Here is a 19,946-nt window from a genome sequence, read left to right as displayed (position 1 = left end):
TTTTTCCTGATCGAAGTTATAAATAAAGTTTATCAACCATGAAAGCTTACCATGTAAGGCGCCCAAGTCAATAATTTGTAAGCGAAATTGCCGCTTATGGGCGGTTGTTTTTGGATGGGGTATGGGTTTTGGCGGGGAAATAAAAAAGGCCGCAGAGTGCGGCCAAGCCAAGTCGTCGTGAAAAAACTTGGTAGAGGAACGAACTAAATCAATAAAACAAACGGCTAGCCATGCCTAAAACTGGTAACGCACACCAGCAGTAAAGTTACGCCCGGTAATCGGCGCTTCGTTTTTAAAGAAGCTTTGATGCAAACGACCATTTTCGTTGGTCAAGTTGCGCCCTTGTAGGAACAAACGCAGGTCTTTGATATTCGCAGGCGTATAGGCTAAATCAAAGCCAAGTGTGCCAAAACCATCGGTTGCTTCCTCCGCTTCGGCGGTTTGGGTTTGTTTAAGATGATAACGGTAATCCACGCTCAATTTAAAGTCACTCCAACGCGTATCCGCCCCTAATCCAACGCGGGGTGGGGTCATGCGCGGCAGATTGCCACCGTCACGTAACTCACCCCGCAAATAATCACCGCTGGCGCGTAAGGTTAGTGGCAGTTGAGTCGCAAGGTCGATGGCACCGCTTAGTTCCACGCCATAAAAAATCGCATCGTCTTGAGCGTTATAGACCAGCAGTTCACCGTTTGGATCATCACTTTGACCATCTCTTGAAACACGACGCGGGTTGCCGTTTGCATCTACATCATTTTGGTAATAGATAAAGTTATCCACCATATTGACAAAAGCCGTCGCTTCATAACGCAGACTGCCTTGTTGGCGCAATAAGCTAACTTCGGTGTTGAGGAAAGTTTCCTTGGTTAAATCCGGATTGCCGATTTCAAAAGTACCAGCGGCACCGTGGCGGCCAAAGGCATAAAGCTGTTCTGGGCCGGGCGCGGCTTCAGAGCGGCTAATACCGGCACGCAACTTGTGCTGACTATCCAAATTAAATAACGCACCCAAAGCAATGCCGGTAGTCAGATAATTTTGATTGCCTGGGTTCACGTCAAAATTGATGGTTTCACCACGATACTGAACTGCTGTAACTTTATTGTTATCAACGCGCTCTGGGTTAACCTGATCGTAACCCAGTCTAAAACCGACTTCGAATTGCCCCCAAGACGTTGGTCTTTCTTGCATACTAAACACACCAATTGCATTGCGCTCGCTTGGGCGAATAAAAAAGGCTTCACCGTCGTCTTCGGCTTCAAACTTGGTGTTGTTATAATCAAGACCAATTACCCCTGTCCAATTGGCAATCGGGTCATGGGTCAGCTCCAAGCGCAAATCGAATTCTTTTTGTTTGAAAATGGCTTCAAGATCGTCTTTTTTGCCGTCTTCATACTCCCATTCTTCTTGATAAAAGTCGGTGTAAGCGAGGCTAAAACGTGCGGTATTAAACCCTGGCATCGGATCATAGAGTTCGCCTTTTAAGTCAAAACGCTTTGACTCCGCCTCAATGCGATCATAGTCATCAGGGTCAGCTTCTGGAATTCCATAGTCGGTATTCCATTGACTAAAACCTATGCCCAAAAATCCGCGCTCACCGACATACACACCCGTAATCGCTAAATTGCGGCTTTCAAGATCACTGTTTAACAGTTCATTACGTTTGCCCTCGCCATCGTCTGTTTGGAAACCGTTAATAGCGAAGTTGTCGGTTTTGCGATAATCTGCGTCTAAACGAACCGCCATTTCACCCAAAACCGGCAATTCTAAAGCGATACCGGTACGACGATCATGGCCATTTAGTCCATAAGACGCCTGCACCGCACCGTTAGCGCGGTCACCGATAATCGGACTAAAACGGCCGGACACCACATTCACCACGCCGCCGGTTGCCCCCGATCCATAGAGTAAGGTGGCAGGGCCGCGAATAACCTCGACCGAATCGGCGCGCAGGGTTGAACTGGCTACCGCATGGTCGGCACCTTCGCCGGACACATCACTGACACGCGCACCGTCTTCTAATACTGCAACCCGTGAACCCTGCAAGCCACGAATAACCGGACGCCCCACACCCGGGCCAAAGTCTGCATTACTCATACCGGGTAAGCCATCCAAGGCCTCACCAATCGTACCGGCGCGACGCTGTTCCATTTGTTCGCCTTCAATCACGGCCACCGGGCGCACCACTTCGCTTTCTGTTTGGCTCATGATGGAACCGGTTTGAATGACCGAGATGCGCTCTAATGTAGTATCGGTATCAGTGCTCGCTAATAGTTGTGGGCTGAGAAGGGCTAGGCTGCTGCTGACACTCAGATAGCCTAGTGCGTGCACAATTCGCTTGGCTTTAAACATGGTTAACTCCTAAATTTTTTATTGCTAATAAAAAGTTTTTATAAAATATTTTGAATAATATTAGTGGTAATATAATATTTAGTCAAGACTAAATATTATATTTGGGCGTGAGTAAGTGGCCTGCTTGATAATTAAGCAGGCCTGGTGCGGTAGCGTGGAGTTTAAAGTGAGTTTAACGAGATAACAGCGCCGGGCGATTGGCGGTAAGGCGATAAAACAATGGAATCGTAAACAGCGTCAGTAACGTTGAGACACCAATGCCCCAAACGATCGCGGTGGCTACGGGACTAAACATCAGCGAATGGCCGCCCATGCCAATGGCCAAACCCATTAAGCCGGCCATGGTGGTAAAGGTGGTAATTAAAATGGGTACCAAGCGGCGACGAGCGGCATAGACAATCGCATGCAAGCTAGACATGCCACTGGCACGGCGTGAATTGGCCGCCGAAATTAACACGATGGCGGCATTGACCGCGATACCTGAGAGTGCCACTACGCCATAGAGGGTATATAAGCTCAAAGGGTAACCGCTGATCCAAAGTCCATAGGCCACACCGGTAAACGCCATCGGAATGGTAAGCAAAATAATAAAGGGCTGAAAATAGCTTCTAAATTGCGCGCCTAAAATCAAGTACATCAGCCCAACGCCCATTACAAACAGCATCAACATCGCATTCAGCGATTCATTGATTTCATCCAGTTCGCCAGAAAAATCAAGATTAATACCTGGGTGTTGCGCGGCGATATCGTCCCACGCGGCCTGCAGTTTTGCGTTGGCTGTGAGGGTGTCAATCTGACTGCGATCAATATCGGCCTCTAGGGTGATTGCACGGCTGAAGTTATGATGGCGCAAACTCACAAACCCTTGGCGGATATCCACGGTCACTAGTTCGGCTAAGGCAATGCGCTGCCCACTTGGACTGGTGATTTGCGTGGCTAACCAGGCCTGGATATCATCCGTTTGGGGAAGAGCGCCTCTGACGCGTAAATCAACTTGCTCCCCTCGGTCATTGAGTTGTGCGACCACTTCTCCATCGGTTAATAAACGTAAACTGCGCACCACGGTCATGGGGTCCAGGCCGGCTTGTCGAATCGCTGGCATGTTAAGCTGGGTTACCAGTTGAGGGCTGCCCAAGGTGGCATCATTTTGAATGTCAGTCACCCCAGGGATTTGTTCGAGTAGCGCAGTTAAGTCAGCTACGGCAGCCGCAATCTCGGTGTAATCATCACCGCGTACTTTGACACTAATCGGTTTTGAGCTGGGTGGGCCACCGGATAGTTTAAGCACCCCGACCTCGGCTGGTGCCGGTGCGTTGGCTGTGATGTGATCACGCAATCCATCAATGATGGTATCGGCACTTCGTTCACGCTGCGATGCTGGGTGCAGGCTAATAAATACCTGCCCTAGGTTTTCACCAATCAGCGGTTCCGTTTCGGTAAACATTTGTCCGGCATAACTGACCAGCGCGCGACCCTCACCGTCTTGTAACCAGGCCTGCGCAAGTCCTTCTACTTCGCGGGTTTTAACTAGGGTTTGGTCGATCGGTGTGCCGGTGGGAAGTTCGACATTTAAGTAGAAAATATCTAGGGTGTCGGAGGCGAAAAAGTTGGTGGTAATTCGTTCAGAGGAGACGAGGTAAATGGCTGATGCAAAGGTGCTTGCCAGTACCAACATGGTCAGCCAGGGGTGGCGAAAACTTTTGACCAGTGCCCGGCCATAGAGGTTGCGCAGTTTCATTAGGCGTCTTTCGCGCCCCGGCGTTAGGTGATGTTTTTGGTCGGCTTTAAGATGCATAGCATGGCTTTGAGACGGGAGCATCCAAAAGGCTTGAATCAGACTGATAATCAGCGCAATGGTGACCACCAGTGGCACAATGCGCATGAAGTCGCCCAAAATACCGGGCAGCAACATCAGCGGTAAAAAAGCCGCAATCGTCGTGAGCACAGCGGCAATCAATGGCCAGCCCACTTCGCGCATCGCCTCAAGCGCGGCATCAAGTGTATTGCGGCCACGGTGCATCTGTTGATGCATCGCCTCGATCATGACGACCGCCACATCGACCAACATCCCCAGCGCAATAATAATGCCTAATAAGACCGTGAGATTGAGGGTTTCGCCGCTCAGATTCAGCACGATAAACACCCCGGTTAGCGAGAAAGGAATGGCCATTGCGACCAATACCCCAATGCGCCACCCTAAAAACAACCAACTGACCAGCAGCACCAGCGTCAAACCTTGTAGCGCATTAGTTTGCATCATGCTAATGGCGTCACGGGTGGATTGGGTTTGGTCATCAGCAAGGGTTAGGGTTAAGCCTTGTGCGGCATATTGTTGATTATAATCAACAATAAAATCGCTTAAACGTTCAACTAACTCAAGGGTATTAGCCGTGCCTGACTTCATGACTGCTAGCATCACTGCTGGCTGATCATTCATCGATACCATTTGCGTGGTATCTTGGCGCGCCCGTAAAATCTCCGCGACTTCTTCAAGTAACACATCACCTTGTGGCGTCGGTAGCGGCAGTTGTGCGAGGGCTTGCGGGTTTGGGTCTTGACCAATGTGGCGCACGAGCCATTGTTCTTGGCCGACGCGTAATTTACCGGCGGCCTGGTCCTGCCACTGTGCTGCGATCATGTCGGCGACCAGCGGCGGGCTAAGACCGAGTTGAGCCAGGCGGTTAAAATCGAGCCTAACCTGTAGCTCGGGGTCTTCGAGTCCAATGGTATCAATGCGATCGACGCCGCGCAGCCGTTCTAATTCGCGTTTAAGTTGAAAGCCTTGGGCGCGTAGCGTTTCATCAAACGCCTGGCCTTTTAGCACGAGTGTGGCCGAAGGATAGGCATTAGCGCTGGTAATTTCAATGACCATCGGCTCTACAATATCGGCGGGGAGCTCGGGGCGTTTGTTTTGGATTTCTCGGCGTAAATCATTGATGCGTTTATCAAAGGTGCGATCGTCTAAATCACGAAATCTAACCAGAATATTGGATAAACCCACCCGCGAGGTGCTGGACACGAAATTGACATCATTGAGTTTGCGTAACGCATCCTCCAGCGGTTGGGTGACGCGGGTTTCGATGTCTTCTGCGCTGGCACCGGGCAGGGCAGTCACAATTACAATCCAGTTGAAGTTTATGGTCGGATCTTTTTGACGCGGCATATCCAAGTAGGACAGGGTGCCGAGCACCAACACCAAGGCGAAAACCAGATTCGCTAAGACCGCATTGCTGATAACGCGCTTAATCATTGGCCTGCTCGCGGGTTAAGCGCTGCTGGCCCTGGGTCACAATCAATAAGTTATCTGGCCAGTCGGCGGGCAGCGCATGGGGGCGTCCTTCTTGGACATCTTGCAGCTGGCGAAACCTCAGTTGATTGTCTTCTAGGGTAAAGACGCCAAATGCTTGGCCACGTTGCACAATCACCTGCGCGGGCAAGAAAGGCTGTGGGTGGGTAAGTCGCACTTGTCCGCTTAGGCCAATCGGCAAGTCGGCGGGGGCATTAAACCACACTTGCACCGTGCGACTGTTTGGATCAATGTGAGGTGCTTGGCGAATGAGCTGCAGGTCAATGTCATCAAATCCGCGTACTTGCAAGCGAGCACTCAGATCAGCAGGCCTGGTATGATCCATAGACTGTAGCCAACTAAAGGGTAGCCGGGTGCTAATTTCAGCCTGCTCAGTTTGTAGCAATTCCAACAGGGGGCTACCAACATTGACCCATTGGCCTTCACCGACATGATGCTTGAGCACACTGCCGGTAAACGGCGCCTTAATCGTGCAACGTTCAATTTGACGCGCATTGAGTCGTTGCTCGACTGCTAAGATATCGCCTTGTGCTTGGAGTTGTTGCACCTGTGCTGCGACTTCGTCTAATTGGCTCACTGCGGTAAGGTCGCGGTTTTGTAATTGCGCTAAGCGTGTTTGGGTGCTTTGCGCTAGGCTCAGTGAGGCTTGATTTTGTTGGCGTTGCGCCACTAAGCGTTCAGCCTGTAGTTGGGAGTCTTGGCAATCGAGTTTAACTAACCGTTGACCTTGTTTAACCTGTTCGCCTGGGCGCGTATAGATCCGCAGTACACGGGCATTCAGCTCGCTCGCTAATTGGGTTTGATTGGGACTGATGACCTCGGCGGCAAAGCTTTGTGAGCGTTCAATGACCACCTCGGACAAGGGTTGGGTTTGAATTTGGGCGCGCCAAGTTTCATCTGACTTAGCATAAATAGCGCTAACGGTTAGTGGATTTACCAGTATAAAGCCCAACACAATGACCCAACGCATGACCCCTCCTGAAATTATGTATAACGCGTTGATAGACTATGCCGCATAACTCGACTTGATTTGGGCATAATCATCACAGACCTGTTGCATCGCTTGCGCATCATAAACCCGCAAGCCACTGAGTAACATGGTTTTGTGGCCATGGCCAATCGGAGTGTCGCCATTCATAATGGTAAACTTGAGTGCAACTTGAGCGCGTTTTCCCTGTAAATCAATGTCATAACCGGCATAGGCGAGTTGGGTGTTTTGAGTGGGTTGTGTGTCAAAATTGACCGCCATGCTTTCGTACATCACCATCGGGCGAGCTGGATTGATCATAATATTATGTTCCGCCATAATCGGAACCAGCAAATGTGGAAAACTTTCGCCAGAAAAGGCCACATAGGCTTTAATAAATGGCGCAATAATCTGTGAATCTCGCGTTAAACAGTCTTGGTGGGTTAGGCTTAAAAAGGTTTTGGCGTCACTGTCTTGAATTAGATAATTATCTGTTTGTTCCGGCACAAAGGTTAGTTCGCGGTTATCGCTCAACATGCCTACAAATTTCACTCTCATGTGTTTGGCTAAACCGAGTTGACTTAAGCTCACTGCAAATAGCAGGTCCCCGGGTACACAAAAGCGCTTTGAATCTGGATTATGCAATGGATTGAAATCACCCGCGACTTGTTTGGCAAAACGACTGGCTTGTTCAGGCTCAATTACAAAAGAATTTAATCTGCTTGAGCAGGTCTGGTAAAAATCACTTAGAAACATGGCATAATCCGATTAAAATTTGCGATAAAAGAACTTAATAATACTTTAACCTAACGATGGAAGCTAGTTTGTGTCTAGTCGTAAGCATAATCTACCTAAAATAAAGGAAATAGCATGATTCAGCCAGTTAAGTCGGCCAAGCCAGATTCAATCGATCATCAAACTAAATCCAGTGCGCTCGGGCGTCGCGCCTTGTTAACCGGTGCGGTGGTCGCAACGGCTGCGGGGCTAAGTGGTTGCCAAGCGGATTGTGATCAAGGCGTCACGCTCGATCGTGAGCGGGTGTTTAATTGGAAAATGGTGACCTCTTGGCCGAAGAACTTTCCAGGTTTAGGTACTGGTGCGAATAATTTGGCGCAGCTCATTGAGCAGATGTCCGGTGGTCGTATAAAGGTCACAGTATTTGGCGCTGGAGAGTTGGTTGGGCCTTTCGAGGTCTTTGATGCGGTATCCCAAGGCCAAGCCGAATTAGGTCATTCGACCGCCTATTATTGGAAAGGTAAGTTACCCAGTGCAGATTTCTTTACCGTCGTGCCGATGGGTTTGACTGCAGAAGAAATGAACAGTTGGCTTTATTATGGTGGTGGCATGGCCTTGTGGGAAGAAGCTTATCAGCCCTTTGGTTTAATACCCAATGCCGCTGGTAATACGGGCACCCAAATGGGTGGTTGGTTTAATCGAGAAATAAAGAGTATCGCTGATTTGGGTGGCTTAAAAATTCGTATGCCAGGCTTGGGTGCCGAAGTCTATGAAAAAGTGGGAGCGGTACCGGTTAATCTGCCTGGTAATGAACTTTTTCAAGGTATGCAAACGGGTTTAATTGATGCTGTCGAGTTTGTCGGGCCTTACAATGATTTAGCTTTTGGTTTTCATCGAGTTGCCAAATACTATTATACGCCGGGCTGGCAGGAGCCGGGATCAGCCTTGGAATGTATGATCAATGCTAAAGCCTTTGCTGAACTGACGCCAGATTTGCAAGTCATAGTGCGTAGCGCTATGAAAGTCGCTAATCTAAATATGCTGGCAGAATATACCGCGCGCAATCAGCAGGCGCTGGATACGTTAGTGAATCAACATGGTGTCCAGTTGCGTCAATTCCCGCAGGATGTGTTACTGGCCTTAAAACAAACCAGCGAGGAGGTGGTTGAAGCGGCGGCTGCGCGTGATCCTTTGGCGCAAAAAGTTTGGGCTTCGCAGAAGGCTTTTCGTGACCAAGTCGCGCCTTGGACTGAACAATCCTTGAAAGCCTTTTTAGATTTACGATATATGTAATCAAATGGAGAGCGCATCATGAAAGTAGCTGTATTTAGTACCAAGCCTTATGATAAAACCGCATTGGGTCATTATGATAATGATGAAGTGGATCTAACTTTTTTAGAAGTGCCCTTGACGGTTGCTAGTGCCCATTATGCGCAGGGGTTTCAAGCGGTCAGCGCCTTTGTAAATGATGATTTGAGCGAACCCGTGTTAAGCCAGCTAAAGGGCTATGGTATTGAGCTAGTCACGTTACGTTGTGCGGGTTTTAATAATGTCGATTTAGCGACCGCAAAAAAACTCGCTATCAAGGTAACACGTGTACCGGCCTATTCACCCTATGCCGTTGCCGAGCACACCATTGGGATGATGTTGGCCTTGAGCCGTAAGATTTATAAAGCCTATAACCGTGTGCGCGAAGGAAATTTCTCGCTCAATGGTCTGTTGGGCTTTGATTTTTATGGCAAAACCGTGGGCATTATCGGTGCGGGAAAAATTGGCTTGCTCGTCGCTAAACGCTTACAGGCGTTTGGTTGCCGGGTGTTGGTTTATGATCCCTATTTGTGTGAATCCTGTGCCTCAGAGGGATTTGAGCAGGTGTCGTTAGATGCGTTGTTTGAGCAAGCGCATATTATTTCTATGCACTGCCCGTTAACGCCGGAAACGACGCGGATGATTAATAGTGAATCGATTGCTAAGATGCGTCAAGGTGTGATGATTATCAATACCGGACGTGGTGCGTTAATTGATACTAAAGCGTTAATTAAGGGTTTAAAATCGCGCCACATCGGGTATGTGGGTTTGGATGTGTATGAAGAAGAAGGGCCGTTGTTTTTTGAAGATCATTCGGATGACATCATACAAGATGACTACTTTGAACGCTTATTGACCTTCCCGAATGTATTAGTGACCGGTCACCAGGCTTACTTTACCCATGAAGCCCTCGAGCACATTGCTGAAACGACCATTGAAAACTTGATGGCGTTTAAATATCAGCGCCCTATGAGCAACGAAGTGCCGTTTAAATAACCGTCTCAATAAAAAAGCCCCAGAATCCAAATAGATATCCAAATGGAAACGGGGGCTTGCTTATATTAGGTCAGTTTAGCAGGCCTGCTTAGACTGAACCCATGCTACGTTTAGTACGCGGTGCGCCGGCTGGTTTACGGCTTAACTTTGGACGTGCGCCTGGTGCGCTACCCGTATCTCTAACTTCAGTCAAATCGGCTGCCTGACCACAAATCCAAGTTTTCTTGAGGGTGGCCAATTGCGCTTTCGATAAGTCTGCAGGCAAATCAACTAAGCTAAAGCTATCTTGAATGTTTAACTGACGGATCGAGGAGCCGTTGATATTCGCTTCATTGGCAATCGCACCAATAATATTGCCTGGCTTAACACCATTGGCAAAACCAACGTTAATCCGGTAGCGTTTCATGCCAGACTCAGGCGGGCCGTCTACACGAGGACGACGTGTTCCACGCTCTGGGCGTTCACCACGGCCGCGTCCATTACGCTCACGACCAAAGTCGCGATCACCGCGGCTTCCACGGTCATTGTCACGGAAGCTAGCCTGACGCACAGGCTTGTCTTCTAAGAAGAAAGGCGTGTCGCCTTGAACAAGCTTAGCTAAGGCAGCGGCAATTTCTAATGCGGGTACATTCGAGGCTTGTTGTAAATCTTCAATCATTTGTTGATAGAATTCTAAGCCCTCTTGTTCTAGTGCATCGGTAATGCGCGCCTTGAATTTTTCAACGCGTTGATCATTAATGTCTTGCGTGCTTGGCAGCGTTAGCATGTCGATCTTTTTATTAGTTGCGCGCTCAATTTGCTGCAATAAACGACGCTCACGTGGTGCCACAAACAAAATCGCATTACCAGAACGACCGGCACGACCAGTGCGGCCAATGCGGTGAACATAGCTTTCGGTATCGTACGGAATGTCATAGTTGACAACATGGGTAATACGCTCAACGTCCAAACCACGTGCCACGACGTCAGTCGCAATCAAGATATCGATTTTGCCTTTTTTGAGTTGGTTAACAATACGCTCACGGTGATTCTGCGCAATATCGCCATTCAAAGCGGCCGCTGCGTAACCACGCGCTTCAAGTTTTTCAGCGAGTTCAATGGTGGCAGTTTTGGTGCGCACGAAAATAATCATGCCGTCAAATTCGGTCGCTTCTAGGATACGGGTTAAGGCATCTAACTTGTGTAAACCACTGACCAACCAATAAGACTGGGTAATGGTTGACGCGGTGCCCGTTTTTTGTTTGATAATGACTTCGGTTGGGTTGTTCAAATGCTTGCTAGCAATTTTATGTACTTCTTTAGGCATAGTTGCCGAGAACAAGGCAATTTGACGGTCCTGTGGTGTTTGTTCCAATACCCATTCCACGTCATCAATAAAGCCCATACGTAGCATTTCGTCGGCTTCATCTAGTACCAAGGCTTGCAGGTTATCAAGGTTTAAGGTGCCTTTACGCATGTGATCCATCACACGACCAGGTGTGCCAACAATGACTTGCGCGCCGCGTTTTAAGGCTCGGATTTGACCACCATATTCTTGGCCACCGTAAATTGGCAATACATGGAAGCCTTTCATGTGATGCGCAAAGCTCTGGAAAGCTTCTGCAACTTGAATAGCCAATTCGCGGGTTGGTGCCAATACCAAAATTTGTGGGTTGGTGTTTTTAATATCGACGCGTGATAGTAATGGCAGGGCGAAGGCGGCGGTTTTACCGGTGCCGGTTTGCGCCATACCTAAAATATCACGGCCTTCTAAAATGGGTGGAATCGCTTGGGCTTGAATCGGCGAAGGGGTTTCATAACCCACATCTTTCAATGCCTTTAAAACCTGAGGAATAAGGTTAAAATCTTCAAATGTCATATCAATCGTGTTGTCGCTCATAGGGTTTTCCTTTAAGTGCTAATGAAAAAACGCTTATGGCTCAGATCAACGGAAAAACGGCGGTCTGGACAAGTCCTATGGCGATGGTGTGCACACCTATACACTGGGATGTGATGACATCGATGCTGGACTGATGCAGTAAGAAAGTAGAAATGACGCTATTTATTGGTCATTAAAAAGTTCCCGAGCTCCGTATGGCTCTCGGTCTAGCGAAATCAATCTGTAAAATCATACAGAGATAATTAAGTCGTCACTAATGAGAGAGCAAAGCAATAAAGCTAGCACAGGATAACAGAATTTATGCGGCTTGCAACTAATATATTGATTCTATTAATGGTGTCATTGGTATTTTTAGCGAAAATCGAACTTAAGCAGGATGGTGTTTTTAACCTAAATAAAATAGAATGAAAGTTCATTCTAAGGTGGTGATTGAAACATTATGACTGTTGCAAACAGTTTTTTTGAACACAAACATGGCTCAAAGCTGCAAACAAAAGTGCTTAATAGCGCGTTGAAACTGTTTGTAGAGCAGGGCTTTCATAAAACCTCCGTTCCTGACTTAGTCGCGGACTCGGGGGTGAGTATTGGCAGTATTTACAAGCATTTTGGTGATAAAGAGGGCTTGGCCAAGGAGTTAATGGTGCGTTTGTTTGAGGAACTTTCTCGACAGCAACAGATCATTATTGATCAGTATTCGCACGCTAAAGACCAATACCGTGCTTTGGTGGCCTGGATGTTTCAATTTGCCCTAGAGTTTCCGGATGTGATGGCATTTTTACTCTATGCCCGACATCAGAATTTTTTGCCCGATACCCGTTCAGCTTGTTCAGCCAAGCCGTTCATGATGTTGCGTGATGTCATTGCGCAGGGTATCGAGCGTAAAGAAATAAAGCAGCAAGACCCGCTTATTATGGCAGCGGTCGCCTTTGGGCCCGTATTGAGGGTTTTGCAGCTTTATATTGATGGTGTGCTGCCTAAGCCATTAACAGCATACCAAGACGAATTGATTGCGACGAGTTGGCAAGCAATCGCTTATTCAAACAATAATAACGATGGCGACAATAAAAAAGGATGATAATCATGATGAAGCGACGCGATTTTATTCTAGGTGGGCTGGGTGGCATGGCCGCGCTAACAGCAGGGCAAGCGGCAGCGCAAGATCCCTTAGCGAGAGCTTTACAGCATTACATGCAAGAGCTTGAGCGTGCTGAGCGTCAAGCGGGTTATTTAGGTCCACGTATTACTATTCCACAGGCTCAAAAAGTGACTGACGGTGTTTACACCGTGGTGGGCAGTATGATTTGGCATAACCCCTCCAACTATGGTTTAAATAATAACCTCAGCTTTATGATTTTTGAGGATGGAGTGTTTGTATTTAATGGCAGTGCCAATCCAGCCTTGTCACAAGCCTTGCATCGTCAAATTCAGCAAATTACCGATAAACCGGTTAGATGGGTGGCGGTTGAAAATCATCAAGGCCATGCGCACCTAGGTTCAAGCTATTGGTATGACATGGGCGTGCGTAATTTTTATTCCCAACGTCAGGCCCATGCGGACTTTCATGCCAGCTGGGATATTATCAAAGATCGTTGGTCACGAGCAGTGGGGCATCAATTAACCGCACCGGCCTATGATATTTCAGATGAGTTTACGGTGTTTGATGAGCGCATGGATATTGATGTCGGTGGCGGTGAGGTCGTGCAAATGCATTATTTTGGTAAAGGCCACACGCCCGGTTCGACCACGCTCTATGTGCCATCGCGCAATGTGATTTTCCCAGGCGATAACGCCTATGAAAGCCGGATGCTAGCTTTGTTTAGTTATACAGATACCCAAGCCTGGGTTAAAACCTTTGAGCGTTTTATGGAGTTTACGCCAGAGGGTACGATTATTGTGCCAGGCCATGGTGTGCCCACCGATATGGCAACGGTCAAGCGAGATACGTATGATTATTTAACTTGGATGCATCAAGAGATTCAAGCTATTATTGACCGTGGTGGTAGTCAACGTGATGCTGAAAACCTTGATCAGTCGCAGTTTAGTCATCGTGAAGTGTTTTCACAGACCTTTGCCGGTAATGCCCGCCATATTTATCGTGAATTAAAAGGCTTAGACTTGGGCGATGCGGTTGATTAATTGCTATTCTGCTATGCGCTTCAAAAAAGCCCCTGCCTAGGGGCTTTTTTGTGATCCATTTTTAGGTCAAGATAATCGAGATTAACATATTGTACAAGGTCGCAGTAATAGGTGCCGGGCCGGGCGGTTTAATGGTTGCTGAACAACTTGCAACCGACCCACGGTTTAAGATCAGGGTGTTTGATGCCATGCCCTCGGCTGGGCGTAAGTTTTTGCAAGCCGGGCGGGGTGGTCTCAATATTACCCATACCATGCCATTTGACCAGTTTGTGGCCGGTTATGGCGCGCAAGCGCCGCAGATTAAACCTTGGCTGGAGCAGTTTGGTCCGCAGCAGGTGCGTGATTGGGTACAGGGTTTTGGCATTGATACCTTTGTGGGGTCATCGGGGCGGGTCTATCCCGAAAATATGAAAGCCGCGCCCTTGTTGCGTGCCTGGTTGAAGCGATTGCGTGAGCGGGGTGTGGATTTTGCGATGCGTCATCAATGGCTGGGTTGGGAAGACTCGCCGTCTTATCAGCCGTTATTAAAATTTAAAACTCCCGATGGTGAGCAGATTATTGCGGCAGATATCGTTATTTTGGCGCTGGGTGGGGCGAGTTGGCCGCATTTAGGCTCAAATGGCGCGTGGACGCGCTATTTTAATCAGGCGCAATTAAGCCCTTTTTTACCGGCTAATTGCGGTTTTGAGCAGGCTTGGTCGGCGGTGTTTAGCGAAAGGTTTGCCGGTCAGCCACTTAAAAATACCTGTTTAACAGTCATCGATGCACAGCAACAGGTTTGGAAAAAAAGTGGGGAGTGCCTTATTACGGCGCATGGTCTTGAGGGGAGTTTAATCTATAGTTTATCTAGGGTGATCCGTGATGCCTTATTAAAGCAAGAACAAGTTGATGCCTGGTTAGATCTTTGCCCTGCTTTAAACCATGCGCAACTGATTAATCGTTTAAGCAAGCCACGGGGGAAGTTGTCTGTCGCAAACTTTTTGAAACGCGCTGGTATAGACGCTATTAGGTTGGGTTTGTTGCGTGAAAAGTTTTCAACAACTGATTTAAATAGGGCGCTCGATAATCCGGCTGAGTTAGCAGGCTTGCTTAAACACTATCCATTGGATTTGGTAAAAACAAGACCGATTGCAGAAGCCATTAGTAGTGCAGGTGGGGTTAAATTCGATGCCATTGATGCGTTTGGCCAGTTAGTCAGTCGACCAAGGTGTTATTGTATTGGGGAAATGTTGGATTGGGAGGCGCCCACAGGTGGTTATTTATTAACGGCGGTATTGTCACAAGCTTATTGTGTGGCGCAACAGTTAATCACCATTACGCCACCGCAAGCAGATTAGTCAGCGGCTACGCTCGCCATATCAGCTTGTTGATCGTTTAAACCTGGATCGCCTTCTTCTAGCACTTCAAATTTGTAACCAATGCCATATACAGAATGGATGACATCGGTGTCCGGCCAAACCTGATGCATTTTTTGGCGCAGCTTTTTAATATGACTGTCTACGGTACGGTCAGATACAATTCGACCGTCTTGATAAATCCTGTTCATAAGTTGGGCGCGAGAAAATATTTGACCTGGGTGTTCAAAGAGCACTTGGAATAAGGCAAATTCTACGGCTGTTAAGGCTACTGACTGTTCTTGGAAATGAATTTGTGAGCGTGTTTCATCCAACGTCCATTCGCTCGGTTGTTTCATTTCGTAGTGGCGACGTAGCACCGCACGAACACGAGCCATCACTTCTTTTGGGCTAAAGGGTTTGCAGATATAATCATCAGCACCTAAATCCAATCCTAGAATGCGATCCATTTCTTCAACTTTGGCGCTAATCATAATAATGGGCACCTGTGACGTTTTGCGCACTTGTTGGCAGATACTAATGCCATCGACCTCTGGCAGCATAATATCTAACAGAACCAGGTCAGGGTGCGTTTCTCGAATGGTATTAACTGCATTGGCGCCCGTATTGATTTGCTGAGTCGTGTAGCCTTCGGCTTTTAGGTAATCCTCTAGTAAATCGGCAATGCGTTTTTCATCTTCAATGATTAGAATATTCATGATGCATAAGCCTCCTGAGGCAAGGTTAGGTAAAATTTTAATCCACCATGTGAGCTAGCGGATACGGTCACATCGCCTTGATGTGCGTGCACTATTTGTTGCACTAGGGCTAAGCCAATACCCGCTCCGCCAAACCGACGATTGCGAGAACCTTCAGCCCGGTAAAAGCGCTCGAACAGATGTTTCATCGCTTCTTCGCTTACTGAGGGCGCCGTATCCTCTAACTCCAAGTGTAACACTTTTTTGTTTTGGGTTAATTTGATATAAATGTGACCAGGTTGATCAGTATACGCGATGCTATTGGCAATTAAATTGGCGATCATTTGATGTAGACGATCATTATCGCCCAGTAAAAATAAGTCCTGTTCAGGTAATTGTGCATGGATGGCGAGGCCTTTTGCTTCTGCTTGTGGGCGGAAGTTTTCTAGCGCATTATTAACTAGGCTCGTAAAATTAACCCGGGTCATTTGATAGCGCAGCCCACCGACGTCGTTCAATGCGATTTGATAAAGGTCATCAATTAGGCGATTAAGGTGGATAACTTCGTTATGTAAATTGTCCAAGCTGTGTTGGTTGAGTGGTCGAACGCCATCTTTCATGGCTTCAATATCACCGCGAATGATGGTAAGTGGCGTGCGTAACTCATGTGAGATATCGGCAATCCATTGATTGCGACTTTGTTGATTTTTTTCTAAGCTTTTCGATAGGTGGTTAAAGTCTTGTAACAACTGGCCGAGCTCATCACGACGATTAACTTTTAAGCGGGTATCAAAACGCCCAGCAGTTAAGGCGCGCATACCTTGGGTGACGGCTAGGATGGGATGAATAAAATAATGTGCAATGGGAAGGAGTAGCAGGCCTGTTATTAGAACTAGAAAGGCCACACTATAGGTAATCAGTTCACGTTGGCGCTGTTCAAGCTGAATATCAAGGCTTTCAGTCAGTTTTTCGCGATGGCTATAGCCAATGTAGCCTACTTTTTCATTGTCAATTTCAACGGGTAGAAACAAAGTGCGATTGCTCGCTTCATTACCAAAAATACATTCACGGCCCGTATTCATTAGGCTTAGTCTTTGTTCAGTGTAGTTGGGATGAAAGCGTTTAAACTCGGAAAAAGGATGAAAAAGAAACACCTCCGCGGGAACCATGGTTTCAGCAAAGTCAACTCGGCTTGAAATACCCACCAAATTTTTCCAAGTGACCTCATCCATTTGAGATAGGTCGGATTCACCACGCTGGGTCAGGACGTGTTGGAGATTTTTTTTGATGCGTTCTAAGTGGAGTTGATCACGCTGATCAACATATTCGATGAGACTGGTTTTCAGCATATAGTGATTGGTGACAATAGTCCCAATCACTAAAAAAAGCCCAAAAACGAGCGCGACTAAAATTAATTTTAGTTTAAAGCCTAGCATATGCTTGAGAGTTTCTCCGGATGTCATCCACTTGGATGACATGTATTCGTATTTTATAAAACGTTTCAAGTATAACTAGTCCAAAGTTATGTAATAAGAAAATAGATGGAATGCTAAAGATCCTGTTTTACGCAATCCATCGCATAAACGGTTTGACCATTTTTATCAATTTTTTCTAAGCCATGAATATCTGTTTCAAAGCCAGGAAACTGTTCGTTAAATACCTGTGCAAATTTTAAATATCTTAAAATGGTGCGATTAACCCGTTCACCAGGGATTAATAATGGAATCCCTGGTGGATAAGGCGTGAGTAGTACCGCGGTAATCCGGCCTTCAAGATCACCCACTTCGACACGTTCTATTTTGTTATGCACCATCATCGCATAAGCATCAGCCGGTTTCATCGCCGGTTCCATGTGCGAGGTGTACATTTCGGTGGTAAGACGAGCGACATCATTTTCGCGGTACATATTGTGAATAGCATCACATAAGTCACGTAAACCAATACGCTCATAGCGAGGATATTTTTTAATAAACCCTGGCAAACCCCGCCACAAGGGCATGTTGCGGTCATAGTCGTCCTTAAACTGTTGTAACGCCGTTACCATGGTGTTCCAACGCCCTTTGGTAATGCCAATCGTAAACATAATAAAGAAAGAATAGAGGCCGGTTTTTTCAATAATGACCCCATGCTCTGCCAAGTATCGCGTTACGATAGCGGCGGGAATACCTGACTCTGAAAAGTCGCCATTGACCGCTAGACCGGGGGTAATAATGGTCGCTTTTATTGGGTCGAGCATATTAAAGTTAGCTGCAAGTTTCCCAAAACCATGCCATGGATCATCGGCACGCAATACCCAGTCATCACGTTCGCCTACGCCTTCCTCCGCCAGTTCGTCTGGCCCCCAAACTTTAAACCACCAAGAATCACCATATTCTTCATCGACTTTGCGCATGGCACGTCTAAAATCGAGTGCTTCAGCAATTGACTCTTCAACGAGAGCTGTGCCCCCTGGTGGTTCCATCATCGAGGCCGCCACATCACAGCTGGCAATAATGGCATATTGGGGACTGGTGGATACGTGCATTAGGTAAGCTTCGTTAAAACGACCACGATCTAGAAGCCGTTTAGGGGATTCTTGCACTAAAATTTGGCTCGCTTGACTTAAGCCCGCCAGTAATTTGTGGGTAGACTGACAGGCGTAAACCATGGGGCCTTCCGAGCGATTGGTATCGCGTCCAATCGCGTGCATGCCTTTATAAAACTCGTGGAAAGTAGCATGAGGTAGCCAAGCTTCATCAAAATGAAGATTCTCAACAGATTCACCGAGTGTTTTTTTAATTTTATCGACATTGTACAAAATACCATCATAGGTACTTTGAGTAATGGTGAGCATTTGTGGCTTGGCATGGGGGTTTTTGACCAACGGGTTTGCCGCAATTTTTTGCTTGATGGTGTCAGGGTGGAATTCACTTTCTGGAATCGGACCGATAATGCCGTAATGGTTGCGGGTCGGCATTAAAAATACGGGCACAGCACCCGTCATAATAATAGAGTGGAGTACTGATTTATGGCAATTTCGATCGACTACCACTATGTCATCGTCTGCGACATTGGCATGCCAGACAATTTTGTTAGAAGTCGAGGTGCCGTTGGTGACAAAAAATAAATGATCCGCACCAAAGATACGCGCGGCATTATGCTCTGATGCCGCAACAGCGCCTGTATGGTCGAGGAGCTGACCTAATTCATCTACCGCATTACACACGTCGGCACGTAACATGTTCTCACCAAAAAATTGGTGGAACATTTGTCCGACCGGGCTTTTTAAGAAAGCCACGCCACCTGAGTGGCCGGGGCAGTGCCATGAATAGGAGCCGTCAGCTGCATAGCCGGTCAGCGCTCTGAAGAAGGGAGGCGCAAGACCATCAAGGTAAACACGTGCTTCGCGCATAATATGACGTGCAACAAACTCCGGCGTGTCTTCAAACATGTGAATAAAACCATGTAATTCTTTGAGTACATCATTGGGGATATGGCGTGATGTGCGGGTTTCGCCATAAAGGAAAATGGGTATGTCTGAGTTACGGTTACGAATTTCTTCAACAAACAGGCGCAGCTTGGCAATGGCACTGTCTTTAAGTTCCTCGTCGCCAAATTCGTCATCATCAATTGATAAAATAAAACACGACGCTCGGTTTTGTTGCTGGGCAATCATCGCGGTGTCATTAAAACTAGTGACACCTAAGGTTTCCATTCCCGCCGATTCTATCGCATCAGCGAGTGCACGAACGCCGGTGCCAGATGCGTTTTCAGAGCGAAAGTCTTCGTCAATAATAACGACGGGAAAGCGAAATTTCATAGCTATGTTAATCCTTGTCCAATGAGTGTGGATAGTCAAATATTTGACTTAGCATTATACAAAACGCCGTTAAAAATGATACGAAAGTTTCGAGCTGGCGTTAATATACTTAGCGTGAGTCTAGGTAGGTTGCTGCTTATTTACCGCAATTAATTGAACTCTGGTTAACTGTACAAATATTTTGAGGTGGTTATGTTTAGGTCGATTTTCTTTTTTGATGCCATGTTAGTTCCCAAGATTATTACCGGGTTGTATTGGTTATTGTTGGCTGGTGTGGTTATATCTGGTTTAGGTATGATGATAGCGGGAAGTTTTTTTGGCGGTTTAATGCTCATTCTGTTTGGTGCGGTGGGTGTGCGCATCTGGTGTGAGCTATTGATTGTGTTATTCAAAATTAACGACCATTTAAAGAAAATGGCTGAAAAACCTTAGTTGATA

General features: G+C 47.1%; 14 protein-coding genes. 6 read left to right on the top strand and 8 right to left on the bottom strand.

Annotated features, from left to right (window positions below; translation table 11 throughout):
* Window positions 1-234 precede the first annotated feature (234 nt).
* The 4 genes from BM293_RS05185 to BM293_RS05170 all read right to left on the bottom strand — a co-directional run bounded on the left by BM293_RS05185 (window position 235) and on the right by BM293_RS05170 (window position 7,379).
* Window positions 235-2,349 carry a TonB-dependent receptor gene (locus tag BM293_RS05185; protein ID WP_093447325.1) on the bottom strand — a complete coding sequence of 705 codons (2,115 nt, stop codon included), beginning with the start codon at window positions 2,347-2,349 and terminating at the stop codon, window positions 235-237.
* Window positions 2,350-2,521: 172 nt separating this feature from the next.
* The gene (locus BM293_RS05180; RefSeq protein ID WP_093447323.1) at window positions 2,522-5,599 is read right to left on the bottom strand and encodes an efflux RND transporter permease subunit; all 3,078 of its coding nucleotides are present in this window, start codon (window positions 5,597-5,599) and stop codon (window positions 2,522-2,524) included.
* The gene (locus BM293_RS05175) at window positions 5,592-6,626 is read right to left on the bottom strand and encodes an efflux RND transporter periplasmic adaptor subunit (RefSeq protein ID WP_093447322.1); all 1,035 of its coding nucleotides are present in this window, start codon (window positions 6,624-6,626) and stop codon (window positions 5,592-5,594) included. Before BM293_RS05175 ends, BM293_RS05180 begins: the two co-directional genes overlap by 8 nt.
* A 36-nt stretch (window positions 6,627-6,662) precedes the next feature.
* Window positions 6,663-7,379: a DUF3581 family protein gene (locus BM293_RS05170; RefSeq protein WP_093447320.1), complete on the bottom strand. Its 717-nt coding sequence runs from the start codon at window positions 7,377-7,379 to the stop codon at window positions 6,663-6,665.
* A gap of 114 nt (window positions 7,380-7,493) precedes the next feature.
* On the opposite strand from BM293_RS05170, the gene BM293_RS05165 reads away from it, so the two are divergent.
* Both BM293_RS05165 and BM293_RS05160 read left to right on the top strand, forming a co-directional pair.
* Window positions 7,494-8,651, top strand: a complete 1,158-nt coding sequence (locus BM293_RS05165; protein ID WP_200770598.1) for a TRAP transporter substrate-binding protein — start codon at window positions 7,494-7,496, stop codon at window positions 8,649-8,651.
* Window positions 8,652-8,669: 18 nt separating this feature from the next.
* Complete coding sequence (locus tag BM293_RS05160) at window positions 8,670-9,662, top strand: 2-hydroxyacid dehydrogenase (RefSeq protein ID WP_093447319.1); 993 nt, start codon at window positions 8,670-8,672, stop codon at window positions 9,660-9,662.
* Window positions 9,663-9,750: 88 nt separating this feature from the next.
* Here the strand turns inward: BM293_RS05160 and BM293_RS05155 are convergent, their stop codons facing one another.
* Window positions 9,751-11,541, bottom strand: a complete 1,791-nt coding sequence (locus BM293_RS05155; protein ID WP_093447317.1) for a DEAD/DEAH box helicase — start codon at window positions 11,539-11,541, stop codon at window positions 9,751-9,753.
* A 439-nt stretch (window positions 11,542-11,980) separates the two neighbouring features.
* Between BM293_RS05155 and BM293_RS05150 the strand changes: the two genes are divergently transcribed.
* The 3 genes from BM293_RS05150 to BM293_RS05140 all read left to right on the top strand — a co-directional run bounded on the left by BM293_RS05150 (window position 11,981) and on the right by BM293_RS05140 (window position 15,014).
* Window positions 11,981-12,616, top strand: a complete 636-nt coding sequence (locus tag BM293_RS05150) for a TetR/AcrR family transcriptional regulator (RefSeq protein ID WP_093447316.1) — start codon at window positions 11,981-11,983, stop codon at window positions 12,614-12,616.
* 5 nt (window positions 12,617-12,621) lie between these two features.
* Window positions 12,622-13,677, top strand: coding sequence for an MBL fold metallo-hydrolase (locus BM293_RS05145; RefSeq protein ID WP_093447314.1), 1,056 nt, complete (start codon window positions 12,622-12,624; stop codon window positions 13,675-13,677).
* A gap of 89 nt (window positions 13,678-13,766) precedes the next feature.
* Window positions 13,767-15,014 carry a TIGR03862 family flavoprotein gene (locus BM293_RS05140; protein ID WP_255360083.1) on the top strand — a complete coding sequence of 416 codons (1,248 nt, stop codon included), beginning with the start codon at window positions 13,767-13,769 and terminating at the stop codon, window positions 15,012-15,014.
* On the opposite strand, the gene BM293_RS05135 is transcribed toward BM293_RS05140, so the two are convergent.
* From BM293_RS05135 to BM293_RS05125, 3 genes are all read right to left on the bottom strand, one after another.
* Window positions 15,011-15,730 (bottom strand): response regulator, encoded by a 720-nt coding sequence (locus tag BM293_RS05135; RefSeq protein ID WP_093447311.1) that lies wholly within the window; start codon window positions 15,728-15,730, stop codon window positions 15,011-15,013. The genes BM293_RS05140 and BM293_RS05135 overlap by 4 nt on opposite strands.
* A complete protein-coding gene (locus tag BM293_RS05130) occupies window positions 15,727-17,088 on the bottom strand; it encodes an ATP-binding protein (protein WP_234968906.1) in 1,362 nt (453 codons plus the stop codon). The genes BM293_RS05135 and BM293_RS05130 overlap by 4 nt, the downstream gene beginning before the upstream one ends.
* A gap of 170 nt (window positions 17,089-17,258) precedes the next feature.
* Complete coding sequence (locus tag BM293_RS05125) at window positions 17,259-19,508, bottom strand: arginine/lysine/ornithine decarboxylase (RefSeq protein WP_093447308.1); 2,250 nt, start codon at window positions 19,506-19,508, stop codon at window positions 17,259-17,261.
* A gap of 192 nt (window positions 19,509-19,700) precedes the next feature.
* On the opposite strand from BM293_RS05125, the gene BM293_RS05120 reads away from it, so the two are divergent.
* Complete coding sequence (locus BM293_RS05120) at window positions 19,701-19,940, top strand: DUF4282 domain-containing protein (protein ID WP_093447306.1); 240 nt, start codon at window positions 19,701-19,703, stop codon at window positions 19,938-19,940.
* The last annotated feature ends 6 nt before the right edge of the window (window positions 19,941-19,946 follow it).

This window comes from Thiomicrospira sp. ALE5, from assembly GCF_900112445.1.
Lineage (GTDB): Bacteria > Pseudomonadota > Gammaproteobacteria > Thiomicrospirales > Thiomicrospiraceae > Thiomicrospira.
Note: the sequence above shows the minus strand (reverse complement) of the source record. Positions and strands in the feature narration are given on the sequence as shown.

Coding starts and splice junctions, on each gene's coding strand:
- BM293_RS05180 (WP_093447323.1), bottom strand. CDS start 5,599: ATGATTAAGCGCGTTATCAGCAATGCGGTCTTAGCGAATCTGGTTTTC.
- BM293_RS05165 (WP_200770598.1), top strand. CDS start 7,494: ATGATTCAGCCAGTTAAGTCGGCCAAGCCAGATTCAATCGATCATCAA.
- BM293_RS05120 (WP_093447306.1), top strand. CDS start 19,701: ATGTTTAGGTCGATTTTCTTTTTTGATGCCATGTTAGTTCCCAAGATT.
- BM293_RS05160 (WP_093447319.1), top strand. CDS start 8,670: ATGAAAGTAGCTGTATTTAGTACCAAGCCTTATGATAAAACCGCATTG.
- BM293_RS05155 (WP_093447317.1), bottom strand. CDS start 11,541: ATGAGCGACAACACGATTGATATGACATTTGAAGATTTTAACCTTATT.
- BM293_RS05150 (WP_093447316.1), top strand. CDS start 11,981: ATGACTGTTGCAAACAGTTTTTTTGAACACAAACATGGCTCAAAGCTG.
- BM293_RS05170 (WP_093447320.1), bottom strand. CDS start 7,379: ATGTTTCTAAGTGATTTTTACCAGACCTGCTCAAGCAGATTAAATTCT.
- BM293_RS05135 (WP_093447311.1), bottom strand. CDS start 15,730: ATGAATATTCTAATCATTGAAGATGAAAAACGCATTGCCGATTTACTA.
- BM293_RS05145 (WP_093447314.1), top strand. CDS start 12,622: ATGATGAAGCGACGCGATTTTATTCTAGGTGGGCTGGGTGGCATGGCC.
- BM293_RS05125 (WP_093447308.1), bottom strand. CDS start 19,508: ATGAAATTTCGCTTTCCCGTCGTTATTATTGACGAAGACTTTCGCTCT.
- BM293_RS05185 (WP_093447325.1), bottom strand. CDS start 2,349: ATGTTTAAAGCCAAGCGAATTGTGCACGCACTAGGCTATCTGAGTGTC.
- BM293_RS05175 (WP_093447322.1), bottom strand. CDS start 6,626: ATGCGTTGGGTCATTGTGTTGGGCTTTATACTGGTAAATCCACTAACC.